The organism is Denitratisoma sp. agr-D3, assembly GCF_054658675.1.
This window is the reverse complement of sequence record NZ_BAAGIA010000003.1, coordinates 241282-267882: the sequence shown is the minus strand read 5'-3', so window position 1 is coordinate 267882 and position 26601 is coordinate 241282. Positions and strand designations below refer to the sequence as shown.

Genomic DNA, 26601 nt, shown 5'->3' with positions numbered 1-26601 from the left:
CTCACACCGACAGCAGTTGCCGTACCCCGTCCTTTTCCATGTCGGCACCGGCGCCGCGTTGGATGATTTCTCCCCGTTCCATGACCAGGTATTGGTCGGCCAGGGCGCTGGCGAAGTCGTAGTACTGCTCCACCAGCAGGATGGCCATTTCGCCGGTGGCGGCGAGGGTGCGGATGGCTCGTTCGATGTCCTTGATGATGGAAGGCTGGATGCCTTCCGTCGGTTCGTCGAGGATCAACAGGCGGGGGCCGAAGGCTAGGGCGCGGCCGATGGCGAGTTGTTGTTGCTGGCCGCCGGAAAGGTCGCCGCCGCGCCGCTTCATCATTTGCCGCAGCACCGGGAACAGGTCGAAGATGCGTTCCGGCACGGGCGTGCCGCCGGGGCAGGAGGCGAGGCCCATGGCGAGGTTTTCCTCGACGGTGAGGCGGGGAAAGATTTCCCGGCCCTGGGGCACGTAGCCGATGCCGGCGCGCACCCGGGCATGGGCCGGGGCGTGGGTGATGTCCTGGCCGTTGAGCACGATGCTGCCTTCCCGGGCGGGCACCAGGCCCATCAGGCACTTGAGCAGGGTGGTCTTGCCCACGCCGTTGCGGCCGAGCAGGGTGGTGACCTTGCCCATGGGCACCTCGAAGCCGAGGTTGCGCAGGATGTGGCTGCCGCCGTAGAACTGGTTGAGGTTGGAAACGGTAAGCATGGTGTCGTCGGGGTGTCGGTTGGGGGCAGGGCGTCAACGGCCCAGGTAGACCTCGATCACGCGCGGGTCGTCCTGCACCTGGGCCAGGCTGCCTTCGGCCAGTACGCTGCCTTCGTGCAGCACGGTGACCTTGCCGCCCAGTTGGGCGATGAAGGCCATGTCGTGTTCCACCACGACGAGGCTGTGCTTGCCGGCCAGGGATTTGAACAGTTCGCCGGTGCGTTCGGTTTCGTCGTCGGTCATGCCGGCCACGGGTTCGTCCAGCAGCAGCAGCTTGGGTTCCTGCATCAGCAGCATGCCGATTTCCAGCCATTGCTTCTGGCCGTGGGAAAGCAGGCCGGCCTGGCGCTCGGCCTGGCTGTCGAGGCGGATCAGGCGTAGCACGTCAGCGATGCGGTCGCGGTCGTCGTCGTCGAGGGCGGAGAAAAGGCTGCGCCGCACCCGCTTGTCGGTCTTCATGGCCAGTTCCAGGTTCTCGAAGGCGCTGTGCTGTTCGAAGATGGTGGGCTTCTGGAACTTGCGGCCGATGCCGGCGTGGGCGATGTCCGCCTCGCTCATGGCGGTGAGGTCGATGGTCTGACCGAAGAAGACGCTGCCACTGTCGGGGCGGGTCTTGCCGGTGATGATGTCCATCATGGTGGTCTTGCCGGCGCCGTTGGGACCGATGATGCAGCGCAGTTCGCCGGCGTCGATGGACAGGTTGAGGTCGTTGATGGCCTTGAAGCCGTCGAAGGCCTTGTTCACGCCCTCCAGGTAGAGGATCACGCCGTGGCGGGTGTCCACCTCGCCGGGCACCACCCATTGGCTCGGGCCGCCGGGGGCGTGGCGTTGCCGGTAGTGTTCCGCCCGCTGGGTGCCGGCCCGCATCAAGTCCGGGGTCATGCGCGCTGCTCCTTTTTCAGGCGCCGGGCCAGGCCGACGATGCCCTCCGGCAGATAGAGGGTGACGAGGACGAAGAGCAGGCCGAGGAAGAACAGCCAGTACTCGGGGAAGGCCACGGTGAACAGGCTCTTGGAGAGGTTGACCACGGCGGCGCCGACGACGGGGCCGAGCAGGGTACCGCGTCCCCCCACGGCGACCCAGATGGCGATTTCGATGGAGTTGGCGACGGACATTTCGCCGGGGTTGATGATGCCCACCTGGGGCACGTAGAGGGCGCCCGCCACGGCGCACAGCACGGCCGACAGGGTCCAGATGAAGAGCTTGTAGTGGAGCGGGTTGTAGCCGATGAACATGACCCGCGACTCGGCGTCGCGGATGGCGGTGAGCACCCGGCCGAACTTGGACTGCATCAGGTAGCGGCCCAGCAGCAGGGAGAACATCAGCATCAGGGCCGAGAGGGCGAACAGCACCACCCGGGTCTGGGGCGAGGTGATGTCGTGGTCGAGGATGCGCTTGAAGTCGGTGAAGCCGTTGTTGCCGCCGAAGCCGGTTTCGTTGCGGAAGAACAGCAGCATGGCGGCGTAGGTGAGGGCCTGGGTGATGATGGAGAAATAGACGCCCTTGATGCGGGAACGGAAGGCGAAGTAGCCGAAGACGAAGGCGATCAGGGCGGGCACCACCAGCACCAGCACCAGGGCCCAGAGGAAATGGTCGGTGCCGGTCCAGTACCAGGGCAGTTCCTTCCAGTCGAGGAAGACCATGAAGTCGGGCAGGTCGGCGTGGTAGGAACCGTCGCGGCCGATTTGGCGCATCAGGTAGGTGCCGAAGGCGTAGCCGCCGAGGGCGAAGAACAGGCCGTGGCCGAGGGAGAGGATGCCGGCGTAGCCCCAGATCAGGTCCATGGCCACGGCGACGATGGCATAGCAGAGGATCTTGCCGCCCAGGGTGACCACGTAGGCGGAAACATGAAAGGGGCTGTCCTCGCCGACCGTCAGGTGCAGCAGGGGCACGACCACCAGGCTGAGCAGGGCGAAGGCGGCCAGGGCCAGCCAGCCGCCGCGGGGCGTGGCGTGGAGAAAGCGCAGGATGAAGGGGGTTCTCATGGTGCGGGCTCAGTTGTCCACGAAGCGGCCCTTGAGGGCAAAGAGGCCCTGGGGACGTTTCTGGATGAAGACGATGATGAAGACGAGGACGGCGATCTTGGCGATCACGGCGCCGGCCCAGCCTTCGAGGAACTTGGTGACGATGCCCAGGCCCAGGGCGGCCCAGACGGCGCCCGCCAACTGGCCGACGCCGCCCAGCACCACCACCATGAAGGAATCGACGATATAGCCCTGGCCCATGTCCGGGCCGACGTTGGCGATCTGGGACAGGGCCACCCCGCCGAGGCCGGCGATGCCGGCACCGAGGGCGAAGGCCAGGGTGTCGATGCGGGCCGTGGGCACGCCGACGCAACTGGCCATGGGCCGGTTCTGGGTCACGGCGCGGACGAACATGCCGAGACGGGTCTTGTTCATCAGCCCCCAGACCAGGGCCAGGACGAAAAGCGAGAAGCCGATGATGACCACCCGGTTGAGGGGCAGTTGCAGGCCGGGCCAGGGCTCGATGCCGCCGGACATCCAGCTCGGGTTGGCCAGTTCCACGTTCTGCGCGCCGAACAGCATGCGCGCCGCCTGGATCAGGATCAGGGACAGGCCCCAGGTGGCGAGCAGGGTTTCCAGGGGACGGCCGTAGAGGCGGCGGATCACCAGCCGTTCCAGCACCACGCCCACCAGGGCGGCGGCGAAGAAGGCCACGGGCACGGCGGCAACCACGTACCAGTCCAGGTGGTCCGGCAGATAGCGGCGGAACAGGTCCTGGATCAGGTAGGTGGCGTAGGCGCCCACCATCAACAGTTCGCCGTGGGCCATGTTGATCACGCCCATGACGCCGTAGGTGATGGCCAGGCCCAGGGCGGCCAGGAGCAGGATGCTGCCGAGGCTGATGCCGGTGAATACGCGCCCCAGGTTTTCCGCCAGGCTCAGGCGGGATTGCACGGTGCGCAGGGATTCGCCTGCGGCGCGGCGCACCTGCTCGCTGCTTTCGTTGGCGGCCTGGGTCAAGGGTTCCAGCAGGTTGCGGGTGTTGGCGTTGGGGCTGGCGGCCAGGGCGCGCACGGCGGCCAGCCGGGCGGCGGGATCGGGGTTGCCCAGGTCGGCCTGGGCGTGGGCGAGGGTGAGCAGGGCCTTGATCTTGGCATCGCTTTCCGCTGCCAGGGCCTTGGCCAGCAGGGGCGCCATGTCGGCCTCGACGCCGGCGCTTTGCAGTTCCTGGGCGGCGGCGAGGCGAACCTTGGCGTCGGCGTCGAAGAGCTTGAGGGCGGCCAGGGCATTGGCCAGTTCGGCCCGCACCCGGTTGTTGACGGTGACGGATTCGGGCTCGGCCGGCATCTTGACCGGCGTGCCGCTGGCGGCGTCGACCGCTGTCTCGCCACGGATGATCAGGGCCTTGCCGTTGGCGACGTAGAGCGCGTCGTCCGCCATGGCCGACAGCACGCGCTCGGCTTCCGGGTCGGCGGTCAGCAACAGGCTTCTGATGGCCGCCACCTTCTCGGTCGAATCCTCGGCGGTCAGTTGGCGAATCTTGGTCGGATCCAGGGCCCCGTGGGCGTTCAGCGCGATGGCAAAAAGCAAGGCAAAGAGTGTTTTTCCGATCATGAAACGTCCGTCCGCATTGGGGGCTGCATGGGACAAGCTTACGGACGTCGCCGACGATCAGGAATACGCCAAATTGCGTAGTGAGGGCTGCGGGGCTGGGAGCAGGACAGGCGCGGCGGCAGGCAGGACGCAGCGCCGCTCCTGGCGTGGCTTTCAGGTGGGCGGAAGGGCGGCGTTCGGCGCTTGACGCCCCTGCCGTTGCGGTCCCGCGCGCCGTTCGATTTCCCCATTGAGCGCCTTGGCCCAACCCATTTTCCCCAACACTTCCACCACCACGAAAAGCGGCCCGATGACGAGGCCGATCAGGTCGTCGACAAAGGCGGGCTTGCGTCCTTCATACATATGGCCGACCAATTGGAAAACCCAGCCGACGACAAAGGCGCCGATGCCGATGCCCAGCCAGAGCGGGGCGGGCAGGGCGGCGACGGACTGGCCCAGGGTCACCGCCAGGCCTAACAGCAGGCACATCAACGCGCCGAGGGCCGGGTGCAGGCGCAGATAGTAAAGGCCGACCACCCCGGCCAGCCCCATGGCGGGGGTGACGGTCAGGCCGGCGATGCCGACAGCCGGACGGGAGAGCAGGATGGCGACGGCGGCCACGATCAGCGGGATGCCGACGAAATGGGTGGCGATGTTGCGGCGGTCGCGGTGGTAGGCCGCATAGTTGGCCAGATGGTCCTCGATGGTTTTCATGGTCGTCTCCTTGGGGTTGTGATTGTTTTGCGTATGATGGCAAAGCCCCGACCATCCTTCAGTCGGGTAGCCGACACAAGGTTTTTCGGTTCGTCCCTACCTTCACCATGTCCTTACCCAGCGCGGAACAGCTTGCCATTGTTCGCAGCGGCCATTGGTTCGCTTCGCTGCCGCCTGCCTTGCAGGAAGCGCTGGCGTCCATGGCGGTCGTGCGTCGGATCGACGATGGGCAGCGGCTGTTTGCCCGGGGCGCGGCGGCCGATGGCCTGTACTCGGTGCTGGCCGGCGCGGTGCGTGTCAGCGTCGTCGCCGACAGCGGCAAGGAGGCCATCGTCAATCTGTTCGAGGCCCCCCACTGGTTCGGGGAAATCGCCCTGTTTGATGGCGAACGCCGTACCCACGACGCCCATGGCGTGGGCGACACCACCCTGCTGCATCTGCCCCAGGCGCCGCTGCTGGCCTTGCTGCAACGGGAGCCGGCCTATTGGCAGGACCTCGGCCGCTTGCTGACGCACAAAATCCGCCATTTGCTGACCCTGTTCGACGACGCCGTGCTGCAACCCGCCGAGGTCCGCCTTGCCCGGCGCCTGCTGGCTTTTTTCGATGGCTATGGCCATGCACCGGGTGCCGTCGCTTCCATCCGCCTCGGCCAGGAGTCCTTGGGTCAGATGATCGGCGCCACGCGGCAAACGGTGAATCTCATCCTGCGCCAGTTTGAGGCGGAAGGCATCGTCGATCTGGGGCGGGGCGATATCCGCTTGCTCGATGAGGACGCCCTGCGCCGCAAGGTTCCCAGCGTGCCATGAAAAACGGGGCCGCAGCCCCGTTTTTCATGGTGGATCTTCTGCTTACTTTCCTTCCGGTTCGTCCTTCTTCTTGTCGTTGCCGGCAATGAAGGGGGACCAGGGCTGGGCCTTGACCGGGCCGGGGGTCTTCCACACCACGTTGAACTGGCCGTCGGACTTTACTTCGCCGATGAACACGGGCTTGTGCAGATGGTGGTTCTTCTCGTCCATCTTCACCTCGAAGCCGGAGGGGGCCTTGAACTTCTGGCCGGCCATGGCGGCGATCACCTTGTCGGTGTCGGTGCTCTTGGCCTTTTCCACCGCCTGGGCCCACATGTGGATGCCGATGTAGGTGGCTTCCATGGGATCGTTGGTGACCACGGTGTCGGCCTTGGGCAGCTTGTTCTTTACCGCCCAGTCCTTGTACATCTTGATGAAGGCGGCATTCTGCGGGTTCTTCAGGGACTCGAAGTAGTTCCAGGCGGCCAGGTGGCCTACCAGGGGCTTGGTATCCACGCCGCGCAGTTCCTCCTCGCCCACGGAGAAGGCCACCACGGGCACGTCCGTGGCCTTCAGGCCGGCATTGCCCAGTTCCTTGTAGAAGGGCACGTTGGAGTCGCCGTTGATGGTGGACACCACGGCGGTCTTCTTGCCCTCGGAGGCGAACTTCTTGATCTTGGCGATGATGGTCTGGTAGTCGGAATGGCCGAAGGGGGTGTATTCCTCCATGATGTCGGCCTCGGCGACGCCCTTGCTCTTGAGGAAGGCGCGCAGGATCTTGTTGGTGGTGCGGGGATAGACGTAGTCGGTGCCCAGCAGGACGAAACGCTTGGCGCCGCCGCCGTCCTTGCTCATCAGGTATTCCACGGCGGGAATGGCTTGCTGGTTGGGGGCCGCGCCGGTGTAGAAGACGTTCTTTTCCAGCTCCTCGCCTTCGTATTGCACGGGGTAGAAGAGCAGGCCGTTGAGTTCCTTGTAGACCGGAAGCACGGACTTGCGCGACACCGAGGTCCAACAGCCGAAGGTGACGGCCACCTTGTCCTGGGTCAGCAGTTGGCGGGCCTTTTCGGCGAACAGGGGCCAGTTGGAGGCAGGGTCCACCACCACAGGTTCGAGTTTCTTGCCGAGCACGCCGCCCTTGGCGTTGATTTCGGCAATGGTCATCAGGGCGGTTTCTTTGAGGGCGGTCTCGGAAATGGCCATGGTGCCGGACAGGGAATGCAGGATGCCGACCTTGATGGTGTCGGCGGCCAGGACGGGGGCGGAAGCGAAACCGGCAGCGGCCAGGGCGGCGGCGAGGGTGGTGGCTTTGATGAAGTGACGGCGTGTGGTCATGGAGGCTCCTTCGATGGGGGAAATCCGCTGGGGACGACAATGCTGCAATGCCGTTCCAGATTAAGGAGCCTGCGCCGAGGGCGGAATACGTCAGATTGCGTAGTGGTTGCGTAGGCGGCCAAGGAAGGTCCGATCAAGTCACCTCCGTTCGGGCCGAGCCTGCCGCAGCCCAGTATCCAGGCACAATGGGGCTCGATAAGCCTGTCCCGCGCCTAAGGGCTCAAGGCGAACGGTAGGGGGCTGCGTTTTCTTAAGGCGACTTGCCCCGCAGCTTGCTCTGGGCCAGGTTGGCGGCAGCGGTGCGGGTTTCCACGCCGAGTTTTTCGAAGACGTGTTCCAGGTGCTTGTTCACCGTACGCGGGCTGCTGCCGAGGATGTCGCCGATGTCCCGGCTGGTCTTGCCCTGCACCACCCAATAGAGCACTTCGGCTTCTTTCTGGGTGAGGGCGAAGGCCTGGATCAGGGCGGCGATGGTGGCGGCGTTGTCCTCTTCCTGTAGGGCGAGCAGCCATTCCTGTTCCGGGGTGATGCGGTGCAGACTGAGGGTCAGGCGCTTGCCGTCCTGGGCCAGGGTGTAGGGCAGGCCGCGGCTGTCGCCCCGCAGCCAGTCGAGCAGGGGCGTGGGGGCCATGTCCTGGTCCTGGCCGAAATAGTCGGTGAGCAGGCGCCGCGCCAGGGGGGTGCGCCAGACGATGCGGCCTTCGGCATTGACCGCCATGACGGCCTGGCCGAAGGCATCCAGGGCGCTGGCGGCCTGGCGCATGAGGCGGGTGCTGTGGACGTGAGCCTCGATGCGGGCGATCACCTCCGGCGGCCGGATCGGCTTGGTGACGTAGTCCACGCCACCGGCCTGGAAACCGGCCACGACGTGCTCGGTGTCGGTGAGGCCAGTCATGAAGACAATGGGGATGGGCTGGGTTTCCACCTGGGCCTTGAGCCGGCGGGCGGTCTCGAAACCGTCCAGGCCCGGCATCAGGGCGTCCAGCAGGATGACGTCGGGCAGGCTTTGGCGCGCCCGGTCCAGGGCGTCTTCGCCGTTGGTGGCCACCAGCACGGTGTAGCCCGCCTCATCCAGGGCGTCGTGGAGCACGGCGAGGTTTTCCGGCACGTCGTCCACGATCAGGACGATGCGGCTCAAACTGCGGTCAAACATGGGGTGGTTCTCCTTGGCGGAGGATTTCCTTCATGGCATTGAATTGGAAGCCCCGCACCAGTCTTTCCATCAGGTGGGCGAATTCCCGGTACTCGTCGTCCAGGTCAGCCAAGGCTTCCAGCACGCCGCGCACATAGCCCCGGTCCACCAGGGCCGCCAATTGTTGGCGCTGGGCCGGGGGTGGCAGGGGCGGCAGCGGCGCGTGGCTGTCGAGGCGGCGGGGTTCCACAGGCGTGGTCGCGGGGCGCGGCGCGGTGATCCATTCCAGTTGCAGGCGGCGGCCGATCCAGTCGAGCAGGGCGGCCACCTGGACCGGTTTGGTGATGAAGTCGCTGGCGGGCAGGGCCACGTCGTTATCCAGACCCTTGTCGAAGGCGTTGGCGGAAATGATGGCGATGTGGGGATCCCCCAGTCCGCCCGCGCGGATGCGGCGGATGGTTTCCCAGCCGTCGATGCCCGGCATGGCCAGATCGAGGAAGACCAGGTCGGGGCGGAAGGGCGGCAGCAGGGCTAGGCACTCCTCCCCCGAGGCGGCTTCGGCCAGGATGAAACCGAGGGGGGCGAGCACGTTTTGCAGCAGCTCCCGGTCCACCTTTTCGTTGTCCACGATGAGGATGCGCCTGCGCGCGCCCAGGTAGCCGATGGGGGCCAGATCGGGCAGTTCCCGGGCCAACTGGTGTTCGGGCACCTGGGGCAGGAACAGCCGGACGCGGAACAGGCTGCCCTGGCCCGGCGTGCTTTCCACCTGGAGTTCGCCCCCCATCAGGCCGGTGAGCATGTGACTGATGGTCAGCCCCATGCCGGTGCCGCTGGTGCCGCTGTTATGCACCGCGCTGCCCCGGGTGAAGGGTTCGAAGATGCGCTCGATTTCGGCAGCGTCAATGCCGGGGCCGCTGTCTTGCACCTCGAACAGGGCGATTTCGCGCTGGTAACGCAGGCGCAGCACCACGGCGCCGCGCAGGGTGAATTTGACGGCGTTGCCGAGGATGTTGATGAGGATCTGGCGCAGCCGCCGCTGGTCGGCCCGCACCGCCTTGGGCAGTTCGCCCAGGGGTTCGAAATGGAAGGCGATGCCCTTGTTGCGGGCTTGCAGTTCGAACATGGAGACGATCTGGTCGATGAAGGCGGGGAAGGCCAGGGGGCGGATGTCCAGGGTCAGCTTGCCGCTTTCGATGCGGGCTACGTCCAGGGTGTCTTCGATCAGGGAGAGCAGGTGGTCGCCGCTGCGACGGATCACCCCCACGGCTTGGCGGCGATGGGGCGGAATGCTGTCGTCGCCGTCGAGAATCTGGGCGTAGCCGAGAATGCTGTTCAAGGGGGTGCGCAATTCGTGGCTGATGGCGGTGATGTAGCGGCTCTTGGCCTGGTTGGCGAGGTCGGCGGCATGCTTGGCTTTTTGCAGTTGCTCGTCGGTGCGCTTGTGGGATTCGATTTCCGCCATCAACAGCGCGGTCTGGCGGTTGGATTCCTCCTGGGCCACCTGTCGGCTCTTGTGGGTGAGCACCAGCCACCAGGCCGCCACGCCGCCCACCAGCAGCAGGGTGAAGAAAATTTTCAGGTAGATGCCGTTTAGGGCCGCGCGGGCGGCCGTGTCCACGGTCAGCGTGTCCTGGTAATAGAGCAGGCCCAGTAGCAGGGCCAGACCGGGGATCAGGACGATCATCAACAGCAGGTAGTGGGGCAGGCCGGTGTCGGCCAGATGGCGGGCGGTGTCCGGCAGCCAACGGGCCAAGAGGCGGCGGCCCTGGGCGGAGAGGCTGGCCTGGGGCTTGCACAGGTCGTGACAGCGGGCGTCCAGGGAGCAGCAGAGGGAGCAGATGGGGCCCTGGTAGGCCGGGCAGTGGGCCATGTCGTCGGCTTCGTAGGGCCGTTCGCAGATGCAGCAGACCTGGGGGCCGCTGGCGGCGGTGGGCGGTCGCGCCAGGTAATAGCGGCCCCCCGTGGCCCAGGCCAGCAGGGGGGCGGCGGTGAAGGCGGTGGCCAGGGCGATGAAGGAGGCGAAGGGCTGCACACCTGCGCCGAGCAGACCCAGATAGGCACTGACGGACAGCAGGGAGGCAATGCCCATGGCGCCCACGCCGACGGGATTGACGTCGTAGAGATGGGCCCGCTTGAATTCAATGCCCTTGGGGGAGAGACCCAGGGGTTTGTTGATGACCAGATCGGCCACCACCGCCGCCATCCATGAAATGGCAATGTTCGAGTAGAGCCCGAGCACCCGGCCCAGGGCCTGGAACACGTCGAGTTCCATGAGCATCAGGGCGATCAGGGTGTTGAACACCATCCACACCACCCGGCCGGGATGGCTGTGGGTGAGGCGGGAAAAGAAATTGGACCAGGCCAGGGAGCCGGCATAGGCATTGGTGACGTTGATCTTGAGCTGGGAAATGACCACGAACAGGGCCGTCACCCAGAGCGCCAGATCGGCATGGCCGAACACCCCGGTAAACCCGAGCAGGTACATCTGATTGGGGTCCACGGCCTTGTCCCCGGCCAGCCCGCTGCGCAGTACCAGCCAGGCCAGGAAGGCGCCGCCGAGCATTTTGGCGATACCCAGCAAGACCCAGCCGGGGCCGCCCACCACCACGCCCAGCCACCAGCGGCGGCGGTTGGCGGCGGTCTGTTCCGGCATGAAACGCAGGTAGTCGGCCTGTTCCCCCATTTGCGTCACCAGGGCGATGCCCACGGTCAGGGCGGCGCCGAACAGGGCCATGTCGAAGCCCGGCCCGTACTGGCGCAAACCGCTCAGGGCGTCGGGCTCCTTGATCAGCAGGAAAACGTAGGGCAGCACCAGCAGCACCAGCCAGAGGGGCTGGGTGAGGGTTTGCAGGCGGCTGATGGCGGTGACGCCGTGGGTGACGAGGGGAATCACCACCAGGGCGCAGAGCAGATAGCCCAGGGCCGGGGGAATATGGAAGGCCAGTTCCAGGGCGTAGGCCATGATGGCCGCTTCCAGGGCAAAGAAGATGAAGGTGAAGCTGGCGTAGATCAGGGAAGTGAGGGTGGAACCCAGGTAGCCGAAGCCCGCGCCCCGGGTCAGCAGATCCATGTCCACCCCATAGCGGGCCGCGTAGACGCTGATGGGCAGGCCGAGCAGGAAGATCAGCAGGCCGGTGGCGAGGATGGCCCAGAAGGCATTGGCGAAACCGTATTGCACCAGCAGGGTAGCGCCCACCGCTTCCAGCACCAGGAAGGAGGCGGCGCCAAAGGCGGTGTTGGCCACCTGGCCCTCGGTCCATTTGCGAAAACCGTGGGGGGTGAAGCGCAGGGCGTAGTCCTCCAGGGTTTCCCGGGCCACCCAGTTGTTGTAGTCGCGGCGGATTTTCACCACCCGTTGCCGGGCCTCGCCGCCGTTGGCGGTGGAAGGGCTGGGGACGGACGGGGACTCGGCGCTGGCCATGGCTGCAAGGGGAAAGGAGGACGGGCAATCATACTGTGATTGCCCCCGCTTCCATGATTGCCCCCGGTCCCACCGCGCCGGCTGGGTTGGGTGAGGGCCTTGCCTGGGAATATCCCTGGTGGGCAAAGGGCCGCCAGGACTGCTTGTGCTGGCGGGGATTGCCTTGGCCGGATCAACTGAAGCAAATGTTGGCATCGGGTAAACTCCCGACCCTTTCCCTTCCAGGTTGTCCCGCCATGACTGTTGTTCGCCAGAATGCCTCGGTGCCCACCGTGGGTTTCGTTTCCCTGGGCTGTCCCAAGGCTTCGTCGGATGCCGAGCAGATCCTGACCCGGCTGCGGGCCGAGGGCTACGAGATCAGCGGCAGTTATGAAGGGGCGGATCTGGTGGTGGTGAATACCTGCGGCTTCATCGACGCCGCGGTGGAGGAATCCCTGGAGGCCATCGGCGAGGCCCTGGCCGAGAACGGCAAGGTGATCGTCACCGGCTGTCTGGGCGCCAAGGGCGACATCGTCAAGCAGACCCACCCCAGCGTGCTGGCGGTGACCGGCCCCCACGCCGCCCAGGAAGTAATGGAGGCGGTGCATGCCCATCTGCCGCCGGAGCACGACCCCTACGTGGATCTGGTGCCGCCCCAGGGCATCCGCCTGACGCCGGACCATTTTGCCTATTTGAAGATTTCTGAGGGCTGCAACCACCGCTGCACCTTCTGCATCATTCCCTCCCTGCGCGGTGATCTGGTCAGTCGGCCCATCGGCGACGTGATGAAGGAAGCCGAAGCCCTGCGCGACGCCGGGGTCAAGGAGTTGCTGGTGATCTCCCAGGACACCAGCGCCTATGGGGTGGACGTCAAGTACCGCACCGGTTTCTGGGGCGGCAAGCCGGTCAAGACCAAGCTCTACGACCTCTGCAATGCCTTGGGCGATCTGGGCATGTGGGTGCGGCTGCACTACGTCTATCCCTATCCCAACGTGGATGACCTGATCCCTCTGATGAAGGAAGGCAAGATCCTGCCTTACCTGGACATCCCCTTCCAGCATGCATCCGAGCGCATCCTCAAGCTGATGAAGCGTCCCGCCAGCGCAGAGAAAGTGCTGGACCGCATCCAGGCCTGGCGCCGGGAAGTGCCGGACCTGACCATCCGTTCCACCTTCATCACCGGCTTCCCCGGCGAGACCGAGCGGGAATTCAACGAGCTGCTCGACTTCCTCGACGAGGCGCAGATCGACCGGGTCGGTGCCTTCGCCTATTCCGACGTGGAAGGCGCCGCCGCCAACGAGCTGCCCAGCCAATTGCCCTTCGAGTTGCGGGAAGAGCGCCGCATGCGCCTGATGCAGCACCAGGAGGACATCAGCACCCAGCGCTTGGAGCGCAAGATCGGCCGTCGCATCCAGGTCTTGGTGGACGACATCGACGAGGAGGGCGCCATCGCCCGCAGCGAAGGCGATGCGCCGGAGATCGACGGCGTGGTCTATGTCACCGACGGTCACGACCTGGAGGTCGGCGAGTTCGCCGAAGTGACCGTCACCGATTGCGACGTGCACGACCTTTACGCCACGGTGGCGGAATAAGCATGGACGCCCTGATCGCCGCGTTGCGGGACGTAGTCGGGGCGGGCCATGTATTGCGCGACGGGCCGGAGACGGCCCCCTATTGCAGCGACTGGCGCGGTCGCTACCGGGGCGATGCCCTGTGCGTGGTGCGCCCGGCCAGTGCCGAGGAAGCGGCCGCCGTGGTGCGGCTGTGCGCCGAGGCCGGCGTCGCCATGGTGCCCCAGGGCGGCAATACCGGCTTGTGCGGCGGTGCCACGCCTACCGGGCAGCGTCCCGAGGTGGTGGTCCATCTTGGTCGGCTGAACAAAATCCGCGCCGTGGATGCCGACAACAATACCGTCACGGTGGAGGCCGGTTGCACCCTCCATGACGTGCAGCAGGCCGCCGCCGCCGTGGACCGCCTGTTCCCCCTTTCCCTCGCCTCCGAAGGCAGCGCCACCATCGGCGGCAATCTGTCCACCAACGCCGGCGGCGTGCAGGTGCTGCGCTACGGCAATGCCCGCGACCTGGTGCTGGGCATCGAGGCGGTGTTGCCCGACGGACGGCTGTGGAACGGCCTGCGCGGCCTGCGCAAGGACAACACCGGCTACGACCTGAAGCACTTGTTCATCGGCGCCGAAGGCACCCTGGGCCTGATCACCGCCGCCGTGCTCAAGCTGTTTCCCCAGCCCCGGGTCAAAGCCACCGGCTGGGCGGCGGTGGCCGATCCGGCGGCGGCGGTGGCCCTGCTGTCCCGTCTGCGGGCGGCGATGGGCGATCGGGTCACGGCCTTCGAAATCGTCGGCCGGCCCGCGCTGGACCTAGTGCTCAAACACATTCCCGGCAGCCGCGAACCTTTTGCCGGCGCCGGCCATGAGTGGCAGGTGCTGGTGGAACTGTCCGACACCCTGGCCGGCGATCTGACGACCGCCCTGGAAGAGGCCCTGGCCTCGGCCTGCGAGGCGGGCCTGGTACGGGATGCCACGGTGGCCCGCAACGAGACCCAGGTCCGCGCCCTGTGGGCCTTGCGCGAAAACGTCTCCGAGGCCCAGCGCATCGAGGGTGTTTCCATCAAACACGACATCGCCGTGCCGGTGTCGCGCATCGCCGAGTTCATCCGCCGGGCCGACGCCTGTCTGGCCGAGGCCTTTCCCGGATTGCGCATCGTCTGCTTCGGTCACATTGGCGACGGCAACCTGCATTACAACCAGTCCAAGCCGGTCGCCCAGGACAACGCCGCGTTCATCGCCCAATCCGACGCCGTCAATCGGCTGGTGCATGACCTGGTGCACGAACTGGGCGGTTCCATTTCCGCTGAGCATGGCCTGGGGCAGCTCAAGCGGGAAGAGGTGGTGCGCTACAAGAGCACGGTGGAAATGGACATGATGCGGGCCGTGAAAAGCGCCTTCGATCCCAAGGGCTTAATGAATCCGGGCAAGGTGCTCTGAAAAATTTTGCGCAAAAGTCTTTACAAAAAGAAATCCATCTCTATAATGCGCGTCTCTGTTTCGGGGGTATAGCTCAGCTGGGAGAGCGCTTGCATGGCATGCAAGAGGTCCGCGGTTCGATCCCGCGTACCTCCACCAAAACAAAAAAAGGCCCGTCATTGCGACGGGCCTTTTTGCTTTTCCGGGCCCGGATTTTCATGGTCCTGGCCGACGGGGCGGAACGGGTGGGCAGGTATAATTCGGCCCCGGCGCTTGCCGCCACTTGCCTGCTTTTTTCAGCTTCCGCTCCGGCGCTCCTACCATGCCCCAAATCCTCAAGCTGCGCGGCACCGCCGCCTTTTCCGCTTCCCGTCTTTCCCGTCTCCTTGAACAGGCCCGCAGCGCGGCATCCGCCCTGGCCGGTCTGCATGCCGAGCACTGGTATTTCATCGAGACGGAAGGCGCTCTGGCCGACGGCGAGGTGGCGCGGCTGAAGGATCTGCTGGGCATTCCCGCCACGCTGCCGGCCGAGGCCGACGGCGAGCTGTTGTTGGTGACGCCGCGCATCGGCACCATTTCGCCCTGGGCTTCCAAGGCCACCGACATCGCCAACAATTGCGGCTTCGTCGGCATCAAGCGCATCGAGCGCGGCATCGCCTACCGCCTGGCCGGCAAGGGCGTGGACAAGGCAGTCGTGGCTGCCAAGCTCCATGACCGCATGACCGAATCGGTGCTCGCCACCATCGACGAAGCCGAGCAACTCTTCCGCCATTTCGCTCCCCAGCCTTTGACGACGGTGGACGTGGTGGGTGGTGGCCGCGCGGCCCTGGAACAGGCCAACGGCGAACTGGGCCTGGCCCTGTCCGAGGACGAAATCGATTACCTGGTGAGCAACTTCACCAAGCTGGGCCGTAACCCCACCGACGTGGAGTTGATGATGTTCGCCCAGGCCAACTCCGAACATTGCCGCCACAAGATTTTCAACGCCAGCTGGACCGTGGATGGTCAGGACCAGTCCCACTCTCTCTTCGGCATGATCCGCGAGACCCACAAGGCCCATCCCGAGGGCACGGTGGTGGCTTACTCCGACAACGCCGCCGTGGTGGAAGGGGCCGAGATCCAGCGCTTCTTCCCCCGTGCGGATGGCAGCTACGCCTACTCCACGGAAAAGACCCACATCCTGGCCAAGGTGGAAACCCACAACCACCCCACCGCCATCGCTCCCTTCGCCGGTGCCGCCACTGGTTCCGGCGGTGAAATTCGCGATGAAGGTGCCACCGGCCGGGGCTCCAAGCCCAAGGCCGGCCTTTGCGGTTTCTCCGTGTCCGATCTGAAGATTCCCGGCTATGTGCAGCCCTGGGAGTCTGGCTACGGCAAGCCCGAACGCATCGCCTCGGCGCTGGACATCATGATCGACGGCCCTCTGGGGGCCGCTGCCTTCAACAACGAATTCGGCCGTCCCAACCTGACCGGCTACTTCCGTACCTTCGAGCAGGAATTCAACGGCGAGATGCGGGGCTATCACAAGCCCATCATGATCGCCGGCGGCGTGGGCAACATCGCCGACCGGGATTCCTTCAAGATCAAGTTCGGCCCCGGCTCCCTGCTGATCCAACTCGGTGGCCCCGGCATGCTGATCGGCCTCGGCGGTGGTGCCGCTTCCTCCATGGCCACCGGCACCAACACCGCCGACCTGGACTTCGCTTCCGTGCAACGGGGCAACCCGGAAATCCAGCGCCGCGCCCAGGAAGTGATCGACCGCTGCTGGCAGATGGGTGAGAACAATCCCATCCTCGCCATCCACGACGTGGGCGCCGGCGGTATCTCCAACGCCATGCCCGAACTGGCCCACGATGCCGGTTGCGGTGCCAAGTTCGACCTGCGGGCGCTGCCCTCCGAAGAACCCGGCATGTCCCCCCGGGAAATCTGGAGCAATGAATCCCAGGAGCGTTACGTCCTCGCCATCGCGCCGGAGCGCCTCGACGAATTCCGCGCCCTGTGCGAGCGGGAACGCTGCCCCTTCGCCGTGCTCGGCGTCGCCACCGACGACGACCATCTGGAAGTGAAGGACGATGTCTTCGGCAACAAGCCCGTCGATATGCCCATGGAAGTGCTGCTGGGCAAACCGCCCAAAATGCACCGCAACGCCAGCCACGGTACCGTGACTCCCGCCGGTTTCGACACCACCGGCCTTGATCTCAAGGAAGCCGCCGAGCGCGTGCTGCGCCTGCCGTCCGTGGCTTCCAAGAGCTTCCTCATCACCATTGGTGACCGTACCGTGGGCGGCTTTACCGCCCGCGACCAGTTCGTTGGTCCCTGGCAGGTGCCCGTGGCCGATGTGGCCGTCACCGCCATGGGTTATGACACCACGCTGGGCGAATGTTTCGCCATGGGTGAGCGCACCCCCATCGCCCTGGTGGACGCCGCTGCCTCCGGCCGCATGGCCGTGGGCGAGGCCATCACCAATCTGGCCGCCGCCTCCGTCAAGGACCTGGGCGACATCAAGCTCTCCGCCAACTGGATGGCCGCCGCCGGCCACGGCTGTGAAGATGCCGCCTTGTTCGACACGGTGAAAGCCGTGGGCCTGGAATTCTGTCCCCAACTGGGCGTCTCCATTCCTGTGGGCAAGGACTCCCTGTCCATGCGCACCCGCTGGGAAGACCAGGGCGAGGCCAAGCAAGTAGCTGCGCCCCTGTCCCTGATCGTGACCTCCTTTGCCCCCTGCACCGACGTGCGCAAGACCCTGACGCCCCAACTGCGGGCCGATGCCGAGGTGGGTGAAACTGAACTGCTGTTGATCGACCTGGGGCAGGGCAAGAACCGCCTGGGTGGCTCCGCCCTGGCGCAAGTCTTCGGCGAAGGCGGCAAGATGATCGGCGCCGCGGTGCCCGATGCCGAAGTGGAAAGCCTCAAGGCCTTCTTCAATGTCATCCAGAAACTCAACAACGAAGGCAAGCTGCTGGCCTATCACGACCGTTCCGACGGCGGCCTGTTCGCCACGGTCTGCGAAATGGCCTTCGCCTCGCGCGTCGGCGTTTCCCTGAACATGGACGCCCTTTGCTACGACGACCTGATGAACGACGTGGACGGCATCGAGCGCGGTCCTCGCGTCATTGAAGGTCGCTTCAACGACAAGCTGATTTCCGCCCTGTTCAACGAAGAACTGGGCGCCGTGGTACAAATCCGTCACGCTGACCGCAGTGCCGTCATGCAGGCCCTGCGCGATGCGGGCTTGGGCAAGTGCAGCCACCTGATCGGCAACACCAATACCGCCGATGAAGTGCGTGTCTGGCGTAACGCCAAGCAGGCCTTCAAGGCCACTCGTGCTGAACTTCAAAAGATCTGGAGCGAAGTCAGCTTCCAGATCGCCAGCCTGCGGGATGACCCCGCCTGCGCCAAGGAGGAGTTCGACGCCATCGCCGACGTGAATCCCGGCCTCACTGTGCAACTGACCTTTGATCCCACCCGTTTGGCGGGTGGCCAGCTAGAAGCCCCCGCCCGGGCGGGGGATGGGGGGCGGGGGGCTAATGGGCCTGCAATTTTGGGCCAGCGGCCCAAGATTGCGATTCTGCGGGAGCAGGGTGTGAACGGTCAGGTGGAAATGGCAGCTGCCTTCGACCGCGCCGGCTTCGCCAGCGTGGATGTGCACATGTCTGATCTGCAATCTGGCCGCGTCAAGCTGGCCGATTTCGCGGGCCTCGCCGCCTGCGGCGGCTTCTCTTACGGTGACGTGCTGGGGGCCGGTCAGGGTTGGGCCAAGTCCATCCTCTTCAATAGCCGCCTCAAGGACGAGTTCGCCGCCTTCTTCAACCGCGCTGACACCTTCGCGCTGGGCGTCTGCAACGGCTGCCAGATGATGAGCAACCTGGCGTCCATCATCCCCGGCGCCGAAGCCTGGCCTACTTTCCACCGCAACCGCAGCGAGCAGTTCGAGGCCCGCTTCGTCATGGTGGAAATCCCCGAGTCGCCCTCCGTCTTTTTCAAGGGCATGGGCGGCAGCAAGGTGCCTGTGGTGGTGTCCCACGGCGAAGGCCGTGCCGTGTTCGCCGGCGATCCCGCCAAGGCGATCACCGCCCTGCGCTATGTGGACAACAAGGGTGCGGTGGCCACCAGCTACCCCTACAACCCCAATGGCTCCCCCGACGGCATCACCGGTGTCACCACGGCCGACGGTCGTTTCACCATCATGATGCCCCACCCCGAGCGGGTCTTCCGCAGCGTGCAGATGTCCTGGCACCCCGAGGGCCTGGGCGAGGACAGCCCCTGGATGACCATGTTCCGCAACGCGCGGCACTGGGTGGGCTGAGGCGGGTTTTAAGCCCTGCGGGTCGGGTGGCGGTGAGGCATACCCCATGATTTTCAAATTTATGGGGTATGCCTGGGTTTGGTGTTAGAGTCGTATCCCCTCAACCGTGGGGGAACCTCCAGGGGGCGAATGTCGTGAGTTCACCGCTCTACCACTTGCATGAATTGGCTTTTCGTACCCAGTACGGCGAGTTGAAGGAGCGCACCCTGGCAGCCGGGGAGTTGCTGCCGGGAACGCCGGGCTCCTTGGCCCTGCGCAGTGGCAGTGGGCGGGGTTATTGGTACCGCGTGTTCTACAGCGTACCCCGCAAGGTCAGCGAAACCCTGGTGGCCAAAGAGGGAGACGAAGTCGCCTTGGGCGAGATGCGAGACCGTATCGCCTTCGCCGAATGGGCGGCCGATCAGGTTTCGGCCCTGCGCAAGCTGGGCTTCCAGGTGGCGGACAAAGCCACCGCAAGGGTGCTGGTGGAGTTGCATAACCGGGGCGCATTCGACGCGGGCTTGGTGTTGGTCGGTACCCTGGGTTACATGGCGTGGCTGAACGAACTGGGCGTCATGGCCGTTTCCGCGCGTACCCTTGACGTGGATTTGGCCCGGCGCCAAGCCTTGAAGCTGGCGACGCCCTTGTCTTTTCTTGACACCATGAAAGCGACAGGTCTGCCCTTTGTTGCCGTACCGGGTCTGCCTTCCACGGCGCCGTCCACTTCGGTCAAGTTGCCGGGGGTGGAAGGCTTGCGGGTAGACGTGCTGGCACCGGGGCCGCAACTGGGGGCGGCCATCGCCGTGCCCGAACTGGAATGGACCGCCCAAGCCATTCCTCATTACGACTATCTGCTGGCCGATGCCGAGTCCGGCCACCTGTTGGCCGGGGGGCATTGCATCCCCGTGCGCCTGCCTCAGGCGGCCCGGCTGGTATGGCACAAGCTCTATGCCGCCAGCCAGCGGCAAGGGGCGGCGGAAAAGGCGGCCAAGGACCAACATCAAGCCCTGGTGCTGGGGGCTGTGCTGGCTGACGAAGAGCCCCATCTTTTGGCCAGGGCCTTTGCCGAGGCCCCGGCTGCCATGACCCACCCGATTCATGCCTTGAAGGCACGCCTCTGCACCAAGGCGGCTGCCCATCCCGCCTTGGTGGACATCCTGGGCCAATATTTGAAAGATTGATTCGCCATGGTTTCCGTCGTTCACGCCGTTTCAGGAAGCGCCCAGGCCGCCGATGCCTTGTATCTGGCCGAGGTGGGCCTCGATGCCGCCGAGCAGGCACGGCTGCGGGCGGCCTTTGCCTTTGCCCGCGACACCTACGGCGAGCGCACCCTGGGCACCGGCGAGCCGGTATTGCTCCATGCCCTGGCGACCGCCGTGATCCTGGCCGGCCAGGGGCATGACCTGGACACCCGCATCGCGGCCTTGCTGTTCGATGTTTACGTCGACCTGCCGGACGGCGACGAGCGGATTGGCGCCGAGTTCGGCGCCGCCGTGGCCCATATGCTCAAGGGCCTGCAACGGCTCGCCCCCCTGCGCCTGCTGACCCGCGCCGACGACAGCAACCCGGTCAAGGAACAGACTGAGGTGTTGCGCAAGATGCTGTTGGCCATGGTGGAGGACATCCGCGTGGTCATGCTGCGTCTGGCCTCCCGCACCCAGACCCTGCGCTGGCTGTCGGAGCAGAAGGACGAACGCTACGAATCCGTCCGCCGCGAATTCGCCCGGGAAAGTCTCGACATCTACGCCCCCCTGGCCAACCGGCTCGGGGTGTGGAACTTCAAGTGGGAACTGGAGGATCTGTCCTTCCGCTTCCTCGAACCCGAGACCTATAAGCGCATCGCCAAGATGCTGGACGAGAAGCGCCTGGAGCGCGAGGCCTTCATCAACAACGCGGTCAAGCGCATCCGCGACGAGCTGGCGGCCCTTGGCATCAAGGCCGAGGTCTATGGCCGGCCCAAGCATATCTACAGCATCTGGAACAAGATGCGGGCCAAGCACCTGGACTTTTCCCAGGTGTATGACATTCGCGCCCTGCGGGTGATCGTGGACGAGGTCAAGGACTGCTACGCCGCCCTGGGCCTGGTGCACCAGCTGTGGCAGCCGGTGCACGGCGAGTTCGACGACTACATCGTGCAGCCCAAGGGCAACAACTACCGCTCCCTGCACACCGCCGTCATGGCCGAGGATGGCCGTTCCCTGGAGGTGCAGATCCGAACCCGGGAAATGCACCAGCACGCCGAGCTGGGTGTGGCCGCCCACTGGCGCTACAAGGAGTCCGGCGCGCCGACGGTGGCCGATTCCGACTACGACGAAAAGATCGCCCTGCTGCGCAGTCTGCTGTCGTGGCGCGATGAAGTGACCGATTCCAGCCAATGGCTGGAACGCTTCAAGCAAGCCTCCCTCGACGACACCATCTACGTGCTGACGCCCCAGGGCCAGGTGATCGACCTGCCCCGGGGCGCCACGCCCCTGGACTTCGCCTATCGTCTGCACACCGACCTGGGCCACCGCTGCCGGGGCGCCAAGGTGGACGGCCAACTGGTGTCCCTCAACCGGCCCCTGCTCAACGGCCAGCGGGTCGAGGTGGTGGCCGCCAAGAGCGGCGGGCCTTCCCGTGACTGGCTCAACCCCACCCAGGGCTACCTCGCCACCCCGGGCGCCAAGCGCAAGGTGAAGCAATGGTTCACCGCCCAGGACGAGGCGGAAGCCCTGGCCCAGGGGCGAACCTTTGTGCAGAAGGAGTTGCAACGGGAGGGGGTAGGTGGCAAATCCAGCCAGATCAATCTGGAAGAGTTGGCCCACAAGCTGGGGTTCAAGGATGCGGAGACCATGTTCCGCGTCGCCGGCCACGGCGAACTGGGGCAACGGGCCCTGCAAGTGGCCCTGCGCGGCGAATCCGCCGAGAGTCAGGAACTGCCCGAAATCGTCACCCGCCGCAGCAAGGCCGGCGACTCCAAGGTGCTCATCGTCGGCGTGGACAAGCTGCTCACCCAGTTGGGCCGCTGCTGCAAGCCGGCGCCGCCGGACGTGATCTCGGGCTTCGTCACCCGGGGCAAGGGTGTTTCCATCCATCGCCCGACCTGCGCCAACTTCCTCAACATGGCCAAGCAGAACCCCGAACGGGTGATCACCGCCGAATGGGGCCAGGGCCAGTTGGACGCCCTCTACGCGGTGGACATCATCGTCGAGTCCGGCGACCGCCAGGGCCTGCTGCGGGACATCTCGGAAGTCTTCTCGAAAGAGAAGCTCAACGTCACCGCCGTGAACACCCTGTCCAAGGGAAACACCGCCCGCATGTGCTTCACCGTGGAAATGCCGGGCACGGCCTCGCTCCAGCGGATTTTCGCCCTGCTCGGCGAAGTGCCGGGCGTGCTGGGCGTGACGCGGGGCTAGGCGATGAGGGGGAGCGCAAGGAAGGCTTCCTCTACAATCCGCCCGCACCCCTTCATTGCGTCAAGGCAACCATGACCGCTGCCGCTGATCTCCACGCCATCATCGCTGCGCTGCGCCCCCGCTTGCTCGGCTTTGCCCGCTTGCAACTGCGTTCGGCTGCGGCGGCCGAGGACGTGGTGCAGGATGCCCTGTTGGCGGCGATGGAGGGGGCTGCTCAGTTCAAGGGCGAGGCGGCTTTTTCCACCTGGGTGTTCGCCATCCTCAAGAACAAGATCATTGATGAATTACGCCGGGCCAGCCGCAACCGGGACGACGTGGATGCGGAGGCGGCCCTGGACGACGCCCTGGCGGGATTGTTCGATGAGCGCAACCATTGGATCGAGATGCCCTTCGCCTGGGGCGATCCGGAAGCCAGCCTGGAGCAGAAGCGGTTTTGGGAAACCATGGACGCCTGCCTGACCCAGCTCCCTGCATCGCCGGCCCGGGTATTCACCATGCGGGAATTCCTCGGCCTGGAGACGGACGAAATCTGTAAGGAATTGGCCATCAGTTCGTCCAACTGCTGGGTGCTGTTGCATCGGGCGCGCCTGGCGCTGCGGGAATGCCTGAGCCTGCGCTGGTTTGGAGAAATCGCATCGTGATCAGTTGCAAACACGCCACCGAACTCATTTCCCAGGGGCTGGATCGCCGCCTGACCCTGGCGGAACGCCTTCACCTGCGCCTGCACCTGCTGATTTGCAGCGGTTGCCGCAATACCCGCAAGCATTTCCGCTTTTTGCGCAAGGCCTTGTCGCAGCATCCCTGGCGGCTGTAAAAAAAATTCCATCCGGGTGTAAGGAATCCGGCAGGTCTCCGACTGAAGGGCAGAAGGTCAATCCGGCCTTCCCATTCCTTCAAGGAGAAATGCCATGCAAAACACCCGTACCCTGATCCAGACCACCGCTGCCGCCCTGCTGGCCGCCGGCTTCCTTTCCACCGCCGTGACCGCCCAGGCCGCCGACGAAGCCAAGGAAAAGTGCTTCGGCATCGCCAAGGCCGGGCAGAACGACTGCGGCAGCAAGACCAGCAAGCATTCCTGCGCCGGTCAGTCCAAGATGGACAACGACCCCAACGACTTCAAGCTGGTGCCCAAGGGCAGCTGCCTCAAGATGGGCGGCAAGATGACGCCCGCCGACGACGGCATGAAGAAGTAATCGTCATGGTCGCCGATTTGGTTCCTGCTCCGACGGATATTCCAGCCCCGGCGTCACGGGGCAAGGCGGCCCAGTCCCTGGCCGCCTTGCCCCTGGCGGCGGGGATCGGGCTGCGCTCTCCCCATCTGGCGCTGGTCCGGGAGCAAGGCCCCGCCTGTACCTGGTTTGAGGTGCACAGTGAAAACTGGTTTTCCGCTGGTGGGCCAGCCTTGGCGGTGCTGGACCGGATTCGCCGCGACTATCCCCTCAGCCTGCACGGCGTCGGCCTCTCCCTGGGCGGGGCCGACGACCCTTGCCCGCGCCACCTGGGCCAACTCAAGGCCCTGGTGGATCGGGTCCAACCGGCGGCGGTGTCGGAACACCTGTGCTGGTCGGCCATCGGCGGGCGCTGGCTCAACGATCTGCTGCCCTTGCCCTATAGCCGCGAAGCCCTGGACCGTGTCTGCGACCACGTGGACCAGGTGCAGGAAACCCTGGGCCGGCCGATCCTGGTGGAAAACGTCTCCAGCTATTTGCGGCTGCTGCCCGAGGACATGCCGGAATGGGTGTTCGTGGCTGAAGTGGCCCGCCGTACCGGCTGCGGTTTGCTGCTGGATGTGAACAACATTTACGTCAGCGCCTGCAACCACGGCTTCAGCGCCGATGAGTTCCTGGCCGGCATTCCCTTGGCGGCGGTGGCGGAAATCCACCTGGCCGGCTACGAGGAGACGGATGGCCTGCTGGTGGATACCCACTCGCGCCCGGTCTGGCCTGCGGTCTGGGACCTCTACGCCAGGGCCTTGGACCGGTTCGGCCCCGTGCCGACCTTGATCGAATGGGACCAGGACATTCCCGTGTTTTCCGTGCTGCAAGCCGAGGCGGCCGAAGCCCAGCGCCTGTTGAACCTGGCCGGGGAGGTGCGTCATGCCTACGCTGCGTGACATGCAGGCCGCCTTTGCCGCGGCGACGTTTGGTGACGGGGCCGACCATCGGTATTTTCTTGGCCGTTTTGTGCATCCGGCGTGCCAGCGCGCAGCACAGGGGCTGGCGGCGTATCGGACCAGCATTCTGGCCAATCTGTCGGCAGCCCTGACGGCCACCTATCCCTTGGTACAGGCCATCGTCGGGCCGGATTTCTTCGCGGCGGCGGCCCGCGCCTACGCCATGCAAGTGCCCAGCCGCAGCGGCGACTTGAATGACTATGGCGACGATTTCGACCGCCTCCTCGCGGCTTACGCGCCGGCAGCTTCCTTGGCCTATTTGCCCGACGTGGCGCGACTGGAATGGTGCATCCAACAAGTGCACACGGCCCCTGCTGCGCCCAAGCAGGACCTGGCGGCCCTCGCCACCATGGATGGCACCGACTGGGGCGGCGTGTGTTTTCGCCTGGACCCCGGCCACCGTTTGCTCGCATCCGCTTGGCCCTTGGCCCGCATCTGGGCAGTGAACCAGCCGGGCTATGCGGGTGACTTCACCGTGGACTTCACCCAGGGGCAGCCGGTGCTGCTCCAACGCCACGCCGAGGGCGTGCGGGTCGCTGCCCTGACCAGGAGCGAATACCGTTTCCTTGAGGTGCTGGGCCAGGGCAGGGTACTGGCCGATGCCGTCGCGGCCGCGCTCGAACACGACCCCGGTTTCGACCTGGGCGAAGTGCTGCACCGGCATCTGCGCAGCGGTCTCATCCTCGGCATCGCCGGCTTGCCACCCTTATGCGAGGTGTCACCATAAACCGTTCCCTGTCTCTTTTCTGCCGCCACAGCTACGCCCTGGCCTGCCGCTTGGTGGATCGGCTCCAGCACTACCTGACGCCCCTGTTCGACCTGGCCCTGCGACTCTACGTGGCGGAAGTATTTTTCCGTTCCGGCGTGCTCAAGATCAGCGATTGGTCGGGCACCCTGAATCTGTTCGACTACGTTTACGCAGTGCCCGTGCTGCCACCCCACCTGGCTGCAGTCATGGGCACAGCGGGCGAGTTGTGCCTGCCCGTGCTGCTCGTATTGGGCCTGGCCGGACGCTTCGCCGCCGCTGGCCTGTTCGTCACCAACCTGATGGCGGCCATTTCCTTTCCCGACATTTCCGACCTCGGCCTGCAAGACCATGTGCTGTGGGGCGCCTTGCTCTTGGTCACCCTATTCCACGGCCCAGGTCGCTGGTCCTTGGATGCCTGGTGCCGCCGTCGTTGGCCGGTGTAAGGAATGGACCACAGCCACGACTCAAGGTCATGCCCTGTCCTTTCCGGAGTCCGTCATGAGCTTCTTTGATTTCTTTCGCCACCGTCCCGCCGCCCGGGGCTCGCTAGATAGTCAGGACGAAAAGGTATTGGCCAGCTTGCTGGTCATGGCCTGGGTGGTGGAGGCTCGGGACCCCTACACCGGCGGCCACCTCTGGCGCGTTTCTCGTTTTTCCCGCCTGCTGGCGGACAAGGCTGGCCTGCCGGAGGAAGAGGCAGCCCGCATTGCCGTGGGGGGCTTTCTCCATGACCTGGGCAAGGTGGGCATTCCCGATGCCATCCTGAACAAGAAAGACAAACTCAGTGATGAGGAATACGCCGTGATCAAGACCCATCCCGACGTGGGGCGACGCATGCTGGCGGGCCATCCTTTTTCTGCGCTGGTCATGGATGCCGTCTTCGCCCACCATGAAACGCCCGACGGGCAGGGTTATCCCAGGGGGCTGCAGGGTGGGGCAATTCCTCCCGTGGCCCGCATCGTGGGCATTTGCGATGCTTTCGACGCCATGACCAGCAGCCGTCCCTACCGGCGCGGCATGACGGTGGAAAAGGCCCTGGGTATCCTGCGTGACAATCTGGGCCGTCAGTTCGATGGCGACTTCGGCGAATGCTTCATCGCGCTGGGCGAGGCTGGTGCCCTCGATCACATCGTCGGCCATAGTGACGAGGGAATTCCCCTGCGCGAGTGCCTTATGTGCGGCCCTACCGTGGTGGTACAGCGGGGCGCCCGGCCCGGCGACACCGTGCACTGCCCGGCCTGCTGCGGCGAGTACCGGCTCGAAGGGATCTCCCTGGCGCCGGTGGCCACCGGGGCCAAGGCTGGTCCCGGCACCCTGGCACCGCGCCCGGATGAAAACCTGATTCGCGGTCTGATCCAGGAATCGGCCCGGCTGCTGTCTCCCGCACTGATGGGGGGCTGAAA

Annotated in this window: 21 protein-coding genes and 1 tRNA gene; 14 read left to right on the top strand and 8 right to left on the bottom strand. The window is 65.4% G+C overall.

All coding sequences use genetic code 11. The features are described 5' to 3' along the window. Position 1: 1 nt before the first annotated feature. The 5 genes from urtE to ACYQ2U_RS09785 form a co-directional block, all read right to left on the bottom strand. On the bottom strand, positions 2-694 hold the full coding sequence (urtE, locus tag ACYQ2U_RS09805; RefSeq protein ID WP_459950181.1) for an urea ABC transporter ATP-binding subunit UrtE: 693 nt from the start codon (positions 692-694) through the stop codon (positions 2-4). Between the two features lie 33 nt (positions 695-727). Beyond that, a complete protein-coding gene (gene urtD, locus ACYQ2U_RS09800) occupies positions 728-1576 on the bottom strand; it encodes an urea ABC transporter ATP-binding protein UrtD (protein WP_459950180.1) in 849 nt (282 codons plus the stop codon). Continuing rightward, complete coding sequence (gene urtC, locus ACYQ2U_RS09795; protein ID WP_459950179.1) at positions 1573-2679, bottom strand: urea ABC transporter permease subunit UrtC; 1107 nt, start codon at positions 2677-2679, stop codon at positions 1573-1575. The genes urtD and urtC overlap by 4 nt, the downstream gene beginning before the upstream one ends. Before the next feature lie 9 nt (positions 2680-2688). Next, a complete protein-coding gene (gene urtB, locus ACYQ2U_RS09790) occupies positions 2689-4272 on the bottom strand; it encodes an urea ABC transporter permease subunit UrtB (protein ID WP_459950178.1) in 1584 nt (527 codons plus the stop codon). A gap of 153 nt (positions 4273-4425) precedes the next feature. Beyond that, the gene (locus tag ACYQ2U_RS09785) at positions 4426-4965 is read right to left on the bottom strand and encodes an Mpo1 family 2-hydroxy fatty acid dioxygenase (RefSeq protein ID WP_459950177.1); all 540 of its coding nucleotides are present in this window, start codon (positions 4963-4965) and stop codon (positions 4426-4428) included. A gap of 107 nt (positions 4966-5072) precedes the next feature. On the opposite strand from ACYQ2U_RS09785, the gene ACYQ2U_RS09780 reads away from it, so the two are divergent. Next, positions 5073-5771: a Crp/Fnr family transcriptional regulator gene (locus ACYQ2U_RS09780; protein WP_459950176.1), complete on the top strand. Its 699-nt coding sequence runs from the start codon at positions 5073-5075 to the stop codon at positions 5769-5771. 42 nt (positions 5772-5813) lie between these two features. On the opposite strand, the gene urtA is transcribed toward ACYQ2U_RS09780, so the two are convergent. The 3 genes from urtA to ACYQ2U_RS09765 form a co-directional block, all read right to left on the bottom strand. Further along, a complete protein-coding gene (gene urtA, locus ACYQ2U_RS09775) occupies positions 5814-7085 on the bottom strand; it encodes an urea ABC transporter substrate-binding protein (protein WP_459950175.1) in 1272 nt (423 codons plus the stop codon). 250 nt (positions 7086-7335) lie between these two features. After that, positions 7336-8238 carry a response regulator gene (locus tag ACYQ2U_RS09770; RefSeq protein ID WP_459950174.1) on the bottom strand — a complete coding sequence of 301 codons (903 nt, stop codon included), beginning with the start codon at positions 8236-8238 and terminating at the stop codon, positions 7336-7338. Further along, positions 8231-11638, bottom strand: a complete 3408-nt coding sequence (locus ACYQ2U_RS09765) for an ATP-binding protein (protein WP_459950173.1) — start codon at positions 11636-11638, stop codon at positions 8231-8233. Before ACYQ2U_RS09765 ends, ACYQ2U_RS09770 begins: the two co-directional genes overlap by 8 nt. Positions 11639-11874: 236 nt before the next feature. On the opposite strand from ACYQ2U_RS09765, the gene rimO reads away from it, so the two are divergent. The 13 genes from rimO (at position 11875) to ACYQ2U_RS09700 (ending at position 26599) form a co-directional block, all read left to right on the top strand. Further along, positions 11875-13209: a 30S ribosomal protein S12 methylthiotransferase RimO gene (gene rimO, locus ACYQ2U_RS09760; protein ID WP_459950172.1), complete on the top strand. Its 1335-nt coding sequence runs from the start codon at positions 11875-11877 to the stop codon at positions 13207-13209. A 2-nt stretch (positions 13210-13211) separates the two neighbouring features. Then, positions 13212-14618 (top strand): FAD-binding oxidoreductase, encoded by a 1407-nt coding sequence (locus tag ACYQ2U_RS09755; RefSeq protein ID WP_459950171.1) that lies wholly within the window; start codon positions 13212-13214, stop codon positions 14616-14618. 62 nt (positions 14619-14680) lie between these two features. After that, positions 14681-14756: transfer RNA gene (locus tag ACYQ2U_RS09750), tRNA-Ala, on the top strand. Positions 14757-14919: 163 nt separating this feature from the next. Next, on the top strand, positions 14920-18903 hold the full coding sequence (purL, locus tag ACYQ2U_RS09745) for a phosphoribosylformylglycinamidine synthase (RefSeq protein ID WP_459950170.1): 3984 nt from the start codon (positions 14920-14922) through the stop codon (positions 18901-18903). A gap of 134 nt (positions 18904-19037) precedes the next feature. Then, positions 19038-20063: a GSU2403 family nucleotidyltransferase fold protein gene (locus tag ACYQ2U_RS09740; RefSeq protein ID WP_459950169.1), complete on the top strand. Its 1026-nt coding sequence runs from the start codon at positions 19038-19040 to the stop codon at positions 20061-20063. A 6-nt stretch (positions 20064-20069) separates the two neighbouring features. Further along, positions 20070-22277 (top strand): RelA/SpoT family protein, encoded by a 2208-nt coding sequence (locus tag ACYQ2U_RS09735; RefSeq protein ID WP_459950168.1) that lies wholly within the window; start codon positions 20070-20072, stop codon positions 22275-22277. A gap of 71 nt (positions 22278-22348) precedes the next feature. Then, a complete protein-coding gene (locus tag ACYQ2U_RS09730) occupies positions 22349-22918 on the top strand; it encodes a sigma-70 family RNA polymerase sigma factor (RefSeq protein ID WP_459950167.1) in 570 nt (189 codons plus the stop codon). Next, a complete protein-coding gene (locus ACYQ2U_RS09725) occupies positions 22915-23091 on the top strand; it encodes an anti-sigma factor family protein (protein ID WP_459950166.1) in 177 nt (58 codons plus the stop codon). The genes ACYQ2U_RS09730 and ACYQ2U_RS09725 overlap by 4 nt, the downstream gene beginning before the upstream one ends. Positions 23092-23185: 94 nt before the next feature. After that, positions 23186-23470: a BufA1 family periplasmic bufferin-type metallophore gene (locus ACYQ2U_RS09720; RefSeq protein WP_459950165.1), complete on the top strand. Its 285-nt coding sequence runs from the start codon at positions 23186-23188 to the stop codon at positions 23468-23470. Positions 23471-23475: 5 nt separating this feature from the next. Continuing rightward, positions 23476-24390, top strand: coding sequence for an MNIO family bufferin maturase (gene bufB, locus ACYQ2U_RS09715; RefSeq protein WP_459950164.1), 915 nt, complete (start codon positions 23476-23478; stop codon positions 24388-24390). After that, complete coding sequence (locus ACYQ2U_RS09710) at positions 24374-25177, top strand: HvfC/BufC family peptide modification chaperone (RefSeq protein ID WP_459950163.1); 804 nt, start codon at positions 24374-24376, stop codon at positions 25175-25177. The genes bufB and ACYQ2U_RS09710 overlap by 17 nt, the downstream gene beginning before the upstream one ends. Continuing rightward, positions 25159-25641: a DoxX family protein gene (locus ACYQ2U_RS09705; protein ID WP_459950162.1), complete on the top strand. Its 483-nt coding sequence runs from the start codon at positions 25159-25161 to the stop codon at positions 25639-25641. Before ACYQ2U_RS09710 ends, ACYQ2U_RS09705 begins: the two co-directional genes overlap by 19 nt. 55 nt (positions 25642-25696) lie before the next feature. Continuing rightward, positions 25697-26599: an HD-GYP domain-containing protein gene (locus ACYQ2U_RS09700; protein WP_459950161.1), complete on the top strand. Its 903-nt coding sequence runs from the start codon at positions 25697-25699 to the stop codon at positions 26597-26599. Positions 26600-26601 lie beyond the last annotated feature (2 nt).

Excerpts from the sequence above, each read along its gene's own strand:
- ACYQ2U_RS09765 (WP_459950173.1), bottom strand. The coding sequence starts at position 11,638 with ATGGCCAGCGCCGAGTCCCCGTCCGTCCCCAGCCCTTCCACCGCCAAC.
- urtB (WP_459950178.1), bottom strand. The coding sequence starts at position 4,272 with ATGATCGGAAAAACACTCTTTGCCTTGCTTTTTGCCATCGCGCTGAAC.
- ACYQ2U_RS09755 (WP_459950171.1), top strand. The coding sequence starts at position 13,212 with ATGGACGCCCTGATCGCCGCGTTGCGGGACGTAGTCGGGGCGGGCCAT.
- ACYQ2U_RS09785 (WP_459950177.1), bottom strand. The coding sequence starts at position 4,965 with ATGAAAACCATCGAGGACCATCTGGCCAACTATGCGGCCTACCACCGC.
- urtE (WP_459950181.1), bottom strand. The coding sequence starts at position 694 with ATGCTTACCGTTTCCAACCTCAACCAGTTCTACGGCGGCAGCCACATC.
- ACYQ2U_RS09710 (WP_459950163.1), top strand. The coding sequence starts at position 24,374 with ATGCCTACGCTGCGTGACATGCAGGCCGCCTTTGCCGCGGCGACGTTT.
- urtC (WP_459950179.1), bottom strand. The coding sequence starts at position 2,679 with ATGAGAACCCCCTTCATCCTGCGCTTTCTCCACGCCACGCCCCGCGGC.
- ACYQ2U_RS09780 (WP_459950176.1), top strand. The coding sequence starts at position 5,073 with ATGTCCTTACCCAGCGCGGAACAGCTTGCCATTGTTCGCAGCGGCCAT.
- ACYQ2U_RS09730 (WP_459950167.1), top strand. The coding sequence starts at position 22,349 with ATGACCGCTGCCGCTGATCTCCACGCCATCATCGCTGCGCTGCGCCCC.
- ACYQ2U_RS09735 (WP_459950168.1), top strand. The coding sequence starts at position 20,070 with ATGGTTTCCGTCGTTCACGCCGTTTCAGGAAGCGCCCAGGCCGCCGAT.
- rimO (WP_459950172.1), top strand. The coding sequence starts at position 11,875 with ATGACTGTTGTTCGCCAGAATGCCTCGGTGCCCACCGTGGGTTTCGTT.
- ACYQ2U_RS09770 (WP_459950174.1), bottom strand. The coding sequence starts at position 8,238 with ATGTTTGACCGCAGTTTGAGCCGCATCGTCCTGATCGTGGACGACGTG.
- ACYQ2U_RS09700 (WP_459950161.1), top strand. The coding sequence starts at position 25,697 with ATGAGCTTCTTTGATTTCTTTCGCCACCGTCCCGCCGCCCGGGGCTCG.
- urtD (WP_459950180.1), bottom strand. The coding sequence starts at position 1,576 with ATGACCCCGGACTTGATGCGGGCCGGCACCCAGCGGGCGGAACACTAC.
- bufB (WP_459950164.1), top strand. The coding sequence starts at position 23,476 with ATGGTCGCCGATTTGGTTCCTGCTCCGACGGATATTCCAGCCCCGGCG.
- urtA (WP_459950175.1), bottom strand. The coding sequence starts at position 7,085 with ATGACCACACGCCGTCACTTCATCAAAGCCACCACCCTCGCCGCCGCC.
- purL (WP_459950170.1), top strand. The coding sequence starts at position 14,920 with ATGCCCCAAATCCTCAAGCTGCGCGGCACCGCCGCCTTTTCCGCTTCC.
- ACYQ2U_RS09705 (WP_459950162.1), top strand. The coding sequence starts at position 25,159 with ATGCGAGGTGTCACCATAAACCGTTCCCTGTCTCTTTTCTGCCGCCAC.
- ACYQ2U_RS09720 (WP_459950165.1), top strand. The coding sequence starts at position 23,186 with ATGCAAAACACCCGTACCCTGATCCAGACCACCGCTGCCGCCCTGCTG.